This window comes from Aestuariivirga sp., from assembly GCF_044239095.1.
In the GTDB taxonomy this organism is placed as follows: domain Bacteria; phylum Pseudomonadota; class Alphaproteobacteria; order Rhizobiales; family Aestuariivirgaceae; genus Aestuariivirga.
Genome location: NZ_JBIICB010000265.1, coordinates 1 through 5,831, shown reverse-complemented (window position 1 = coordinate 5,831; position 5,831 = coordinate 1). Strand labels below are relative to the sequence as shown.

Genomic DNA, 5,831 nt, shown 5'->3' with positions numbered 1-5,831 from the left:
GAATCATAGTTCACCGCCTTGGCCAGCGCCACGGCCTGCTCGCCCATGGCCTTGCGCGTCTTCTCGTCAAGGAGCGGCGAGGGTGCTTCCTCGATGACCTTCTGGTTGCGGCGCTGGATCGAGCATTCCCGCTCGCCCAGGTAGATCACGTTGCCGTGCTTGTCGCCCAGCACCTGGATCTCGATGTGGCGCGGGTTGACGATGAATTTCTCGATGAAGACCCGGTCGTCGCCGAAGGAGGACTTGGCCTCGGACTTCGCACGGGTGAAGCCCTCCTGCACCTCCGCTTCCGAATGGGCGATGCGCATGCCCTTGCCGCCACCACCGGCGGAGGCCTTGATCATCACCGGATAGCCAATCTCGGACGCGATCTTCACCGCTTCGCCTGCATCCTCGATGATGCCCATGTAGCCGGGAACGGTCGACACCCTGGCGGCGGCGGCGGCCTTTTTCGATTCGATCTTGTCGCCCATCGCGTCGATGGCTTGCGGGTTGGGCCCGATGAAGGTGATGCCCGCCGCGGCAAGCGCCTTGGGGAAGGCGGAGCGCTCGGAGAGAAAGCCATAGCCCGGGTGCACCGCCTCCGCCCCGGTCTTCAGGCAGGCCTCCACAATTCTGTCGATCACCAGATAGGACTGGGCAGCTGTCGCCGGGCCGATGTGCACCTTCTCGTCCGCCATCTCGACATGCAGCGCCCGCGCATCGGCATCGGAATAGACGGCGACCGTCCTGATGCCCATCCTGGCTGCCGTCTTGATGACGCGGCAAGCGATCTCGCCACGGTTGGCGATCAAAATCTTCTTGAACATGGTGCCCCGAATTTCCGTTTCAGCACGGGGTTCTAGACCGAACCGTTCGCCCCGGCAATCACACCAAAGGCGAGGCACCCGCCGCCTTTCGCTCAAATCTTTCCCCCACTGCCGCCTTCACTTGGGCTATAGCCGGGGCCCATGAGCGAGCCCAATGACATCATCTATGGCGTCCACCCCGTGGCGGAGGCCCTGAAAAACCCGCGGCGGAAGATCTATTCGCTGAAGGCTTCGAAGAACGCTTACGACCGGCTGGCGGCGGAAATCGCTGCCAGCGGCATCACGCCAGAGATCGTTCACCCCAGCCTGCTGGACAAGCGGCTGGGTGCCGATGCCGTGCACCAGGGCCTGCTGATGGAGGCAAAGCCCCTCGCCCAGCCCCGCCTCGACCAGATCGAGAAATCCGGCATCGTGGTTCTCCTCGACCAGGTGACCGACCCCCACAATGTGGGCGCGATCCTCCGCACCTGCGCGGCCTTCAACGTGACAGCCCTCGTCGCCACCTCCCGCCACAGCCCGGACGCCTCCGCCGTCCTGTTCAAGTCGGCTTCCGGCGCCTATGAGCACGTGCCCTTTGTCAAGGTCACCAACCTCTCCCGCGCCATGCATGAGCTGAAGGATTACGGCTTCCGAATCCTGGGGCTGGACAGCGATGCGCCGGAGGACATTTCCGCCATGGACCGCTCGCCCCCCGTGGCCATCGTGCTGGGCGCCGAGGGCAAAGGCCTGCGCCAACTCACCCGCGACAGCTGCGACCACCTCGTCCGCCTGGACATGAACGGCCCCATCCGCAGCCTCAACGTCTCCAACGCCTGCGCCGTCACCCTCTACGCACTCACCCGCTGACCGCTTGCGGATCAGCCATTGGCGCCGGATGGACGGGCTGTCTTGGCTCAGTTGGGAGAGCAGCTGATTTTCATGCATGTGCCGGCGGACTGCCAAAGATTGATTTCAGGCAGGAAATCGCCAGACTTCTCGCCCTGGGATTATGCTCAAGCCATTGATCTTGCGTGAGGTCTTCTCGACCAGTTGACTCCACCTGGCCGGAATGCGCGCCAGACCCCAGGTCCGTCATTCCGCTGGAAGATCGAAATTGCGGGTGATGCCGGCGCTCAACTCCCGATATAGCGGGTCATGGTGCGAACTGTACCCTCCTGCCATAGGGAACGAAGTGCATCGCCAAAAGAGGCCCGGAAAGCAGGTGAATGTCCCAGGTCACCATAGACCTCTTCCATGGCGAGCCAAGCGGAGGGATCATCTTTCGCTGCCCGGGCCCGCTCCTGCAGGCGGTCCCAGTTCGGATCGTTAGGCGCAATCTCTTTGCCGCTTTCACTGGTGCCAAAACAATACCGGCACCACAGCGCAGATTCGAGTGCGAGGCCCTCGACTCCCTTGCCTGCCGCCAGCCTATCCCGCACAGTCGGCACGATGAACTTCGGTTGCCGGTTTGATCCATCGAGGCAGAGGCGGCGGATGGTGTCGCCGATTTTTGGATTCGCGAAGCGGCGCACGATCAGCTTGTAGTAATCGTGGAGGTCCGTGTCCGGCACCGGCGCCACAGTGGGAATCACCTCGCCGTTCTCCACCTTGTCGAGAAAGGCGCGGATCAACGGGTGCTCCATCGCCTCATGCACGAAGTGAACGTCGAGCAATCCGCCCGGATACGCGATGATCGCATGCCCACCGTTGAGAATGCGGATCTTCATGTTCTCATAGGGCGAGACGTCGGGCACGAACTGGACGCCCGCCTTTTCGAGTGCGGGGCGGCCCTGAGGGAATTTGTCCTCGATGACCCACTGCTTGAACTCCTCGCAGAACACCGGCCAGGCATCCTCGATGCCAAACACATCCGAGGTTATGCGCCGCTCCCGGTCGGAGGTCGCGGGTGTGATGCGGTCGACCATGGCGTTGGGGAAGGCAACGTTGGCCCGAACCCAGGAGGCCAGTTCAGGGTCGATCAGTTCTGCCAGGCCAGCGACTGCGTTGCACGTCACTGCTCCATTGTGGGGAACATTATCACAAGACATGACAGTGAAGGGCGCGATGCCCTTTTCGCGGCGCATTGCCAGACCGCGCAGTATGAGGCCGAAGGCGCTCGTGGGGTTCAGCGGCTCGGCTGCATCATGCTGAATGGCTAAATGCTGCGGATCGAACATCTGGGTGGCCGGGTCGATCATGTAGCCACCCTCGGTGACTGTGAGCGACACGATGCGCGTGGAAGGATCAGCAAGGCGGGCGAGAAGCCTGGCCCGGTCACCGGGCGGGATGAAGTCAATCATGGCGCCAGTGACGCGCGCCGCACTCAACTCATTGTCCTGCTCAACGACCGTCGTGAGGTAGTCTTGTTCCTTGAGTGTCTGGCGCATCACCTCGTCGCCCGGCATGACGCCAGCGCCAATGATTGCCCAGTCATGGCCCTCGCCGCGATTAAACAATTCATCAAGATAGACAGCCAGATGCGCACGATGGAAATTGCCCACCCCGATATGCACGATGCCGGGGGAGAGTTCATCGCGGCGATAGCGCGGAACAGACGCGCGCGCGGAGATTTCGCCGAGGTTTGCAAGAGAAAGCTTCGTCATGACATCCACTGCCCACCATCGACATTGTAGGTCTGCGCCACCACATAGTCGCTCTCGGCAGAGGCCAGGAACACGGCGCAACCCACATGATCCTCGGGCCTTCCCATGCGGCCGAAGGGCACGCCCTCGCCCACCATGCGCTTTTTCTCGCCAGGCTTCAGGCCCTCATACTTGGCGAAAAGCCCGTCAACGTGATCCCACATCGGCGTATCGACAACACCCGGAGAGATGCCGTTGACGTTGATGCCGTGCTTGATGAGCGCAAGTCCCGCCGATTGGGTGAGGGAAATCACGGCAGCCTTCGATGCGCAATAAACGGCGACAAGCGCCTCGCCGCGGCGGCCCGCCTGGGAGGAGATGTTGATGATCTTGCCACCCTTGCCCCGCGCCTTCATGCAACCGGCCACCTCCTGCAGCATGAACAGCAGGCCCTTGACGTTGACATTGAACACCACGTCGTAGCTCTTCTCGGTGATCTCACCCCACGGCGCCATGTCGAAAACCGCGGCGTTGTTGACAAGTATGTCGATGCCGCCGAAGCGCGCCTGGGCTTCCGCCACACAGGCGTGGATCGATTCAAGCCTCGTCACGTCAAGAGCCCAGCCGAAGGAGCCATTGCCGATGCGGGAGGCCGTTTCTTCCGCAGCCCTGCCGTCGATGTCAGCAACGCAGACCCGCGCGCCTTCCATGGCATAGCCCTCTGCGATGGCAGCACCGATGCCCCGCGCACCACCCGTAAGAATTGCTGTCTTCCCTGCCAGCCGCATTACCGCACTGCCTTTCCGTTCTGGTCAAATCTGTGGATCCGCGCGGGTTCGGGCGCGAGCGCGACGCTGTCGCCCGTCCTGCCGCCAAAATCGCCGGGTGCACGTAGTGTGAGGCGGCCTGCCTCGCCAGCATCGACATGCAGGAAGGAATCAGCCCCCAAATGTTCGATAAGCTTGATCGTGCCGTGCCACGGCCCGGCCGCGTCGATCGCAATATGCTCCGGCCTGATGCCGATGGTATGGCCGTTCATCCGCGCGGCGGCCGCACCCGTGACGAAGTTCATGCGGGGCGAGCCGATGAAGCCCGCGACAAACAGCGAGTCGGGCCTGTTGTAGAGTTCGAGCGGTGAGCCCACCTGCTCGATGACCCCGCGGTTCAACACCACGATGCGGTCTGCCATGGTCATCGCCTCAACCTGGTCGTGCGTCACGTAGATCATCGTGGCGCCAAGATCCTTGTGGAGCTGCATGATCTCGACCCGCATGTTGACGCGCAGCGCCGCATCAAGGTTCGACAGCGGCTCGTCGAAAAGGAAGCCCGTGGGCTGGCGCACGATGGCGCGGCCGATGGCGACACGCTGGCGCTGCCCGCCCGACAGCTGGCGGGGCTTGCGGTCGAGATACTCCGTGAGGTTCAGCGTGGCAGCGGCCTTTGCCACCTTGGCCTCGATCTCCGCCTTGGGAACGCCCGCCATCTTGAGGCCAAAGCCGATGTTGCTGCGTACGCTCATGTGTGGATAAAGCGCGTAGGATTGGAACACCATGGAGAGCCCACGCTTCGAGGGCGGTGTTTCCGACATGTCCTGCCCATCGATGACGATCTGGCCGGAGGTGAGGTCTTCCAGCCCCGCAATGAGCCGCAGCAAGGTGGACTTGCCGCAGCCCGAGGGACCGACGAAGACGAGGAACTCACCATTGCGGATCTCAAGACTTACGTCGGGAATGATCACGGCATCGCCAAAGGCCTTGCGGACGTTCCTGAGGGTGATGGTGCCCATTTATTTCACTGCTCCGAATGTGAGGCCGCGGACGAGCTGCTTCTGGGCGAACCAGCCGAGCACGAGGACCGGCGCGATGGCCATGGTTGAGGCGGCCGAGAGCTTGGCCCAGAACAGGCCTTCCGGCGAGGAGTAGGAGGCGATGAACTGCGTGAGCGGTGCTGCATCCTTGGTGGTGAGGCTCAAGGTCCAGAAGGCTTCGTTCCAGGCCAGGATGACGTTGAGCAGCACGGTCGACGCGATGCCGGGAATGGCCATGGGTGCGAGCACATAGATCAGCTCCTTGCCCACGCTCGCCCCGTCCATGCGCGAGGCCTCGAGGATCTCGCCCGGAATCTCCTTGAAGTAAGTGTAGAGCATCCAGATGACGATGGGCAGGTTCAGCAGCATCAGCACCGTGATGATCCCGCCCCTCGTATCCAGCAGGCCCAGATCGCGGAAGATGAGATAGAGCGGGATGAGAGCGCCCACAGGCGGCATCATCTTGGTGGACAGCATCCACATCAGGAGGTCCTTGGTGCGCTTGCCCGGCGCGAAGGCCATGGCCCATGCAGCGGGAATGGCGAGGACCAGCGCGAAGAACGTCGAGCCCAGCGCCAATGCCACCGAATTCATGGCAAACTTGAGATAGTCCGAGCGCTCCTGAACGATGGAGTAGTTCTCCGTCGTCCAGTC

6 protein-coding genes are annotated in these 5,831 nt (G+C 62.4%); 1 reads left to right on the top strand and 5 read right to left on the bottom strand.

Going from position 1 to position 5,831, the window contains the following annotated elements:
* Nucleotides 1-809, bottom strand: an 809-nt coding sequence (locus ACILRA_RS18620; protein ID WP_395663562.1) for a biotin carboxylase N-terminal domain-containing protein, incomplete at its 3' end; no start/stop codon positions are given.
* A 141-nt stretch (nt 810-950) separates the two neighbouring features.
* Between ACILRA_RS18620 and rlmB the strand changes: the two genes are divergently transcribed.
* On the top strand, nt 951-1,655 hold the full coding sequence (gene rlmB / locus ACILRA_RS18615; protein WP_395663561.1) for a 23S rRNA (guanosine(2251)-2'-O)-methyltransferase RlmB: 705 nt from the start codon (nt 951-953) through the stop codon (nt 1,653-1,655).
* A gap of 266 nt (nt 1,656-1,921) precedes the next feature.
* On the opposite strand, the gene ACILRA_RS18610 is transcribed toward rlmB, so the two are convergent.
* The 4 genes from ACILRA_RS18610 to ACILRA_RS18595 all read right to left on the bottom strand — a co-directional run.
* Nucleotides 1,922-3,391, bottom strand: coding sequence for a mannitol dehydrogenase family protein (locus tag ACILRA_RS18610; RefSeq protein ID WP_395663560.1), 1,470 nt, complete (start codon nt 3,389-3,391; stop codon nt 1,922-1,924).
* On the bottom strand, nt 3,388-4,158 hold the full coding sequence (locus tag ACILRA_RS18605; RefSeq protein ID WP_395663559.1) for an L-iditol 2-dehydrogenase: 771 nt from the start codon (nt 4,156-4,158) through the stop codon (nt 3,388-3,390). The genes ACILRA_RS18610 and ACILRA_RS18605 overlap by 4 nt, the downstream gene beginning before the upstream one ends.
* Entirely contained in the window at nt 4,158-5,156 is a 999-nt protein-coding gene (locus ACILRA_RS18600; RefSeq protein ID WP_395663558.1) for an ABC transporter ATP-binding protein, read from the bottom strand. Before ACILRA_RS18600 ends, ACILRA_RS18605 begins: the two co-directional genes overlap by 1 nt.
* A partial coding sequence (locus tag ACILRA_RS18595; protein WP_395663557.1) for a carbohydrate ABC transporter permease occupies nt 5,157-5,831 on the bottom strand: 675 nt, incomplete at its 5' end.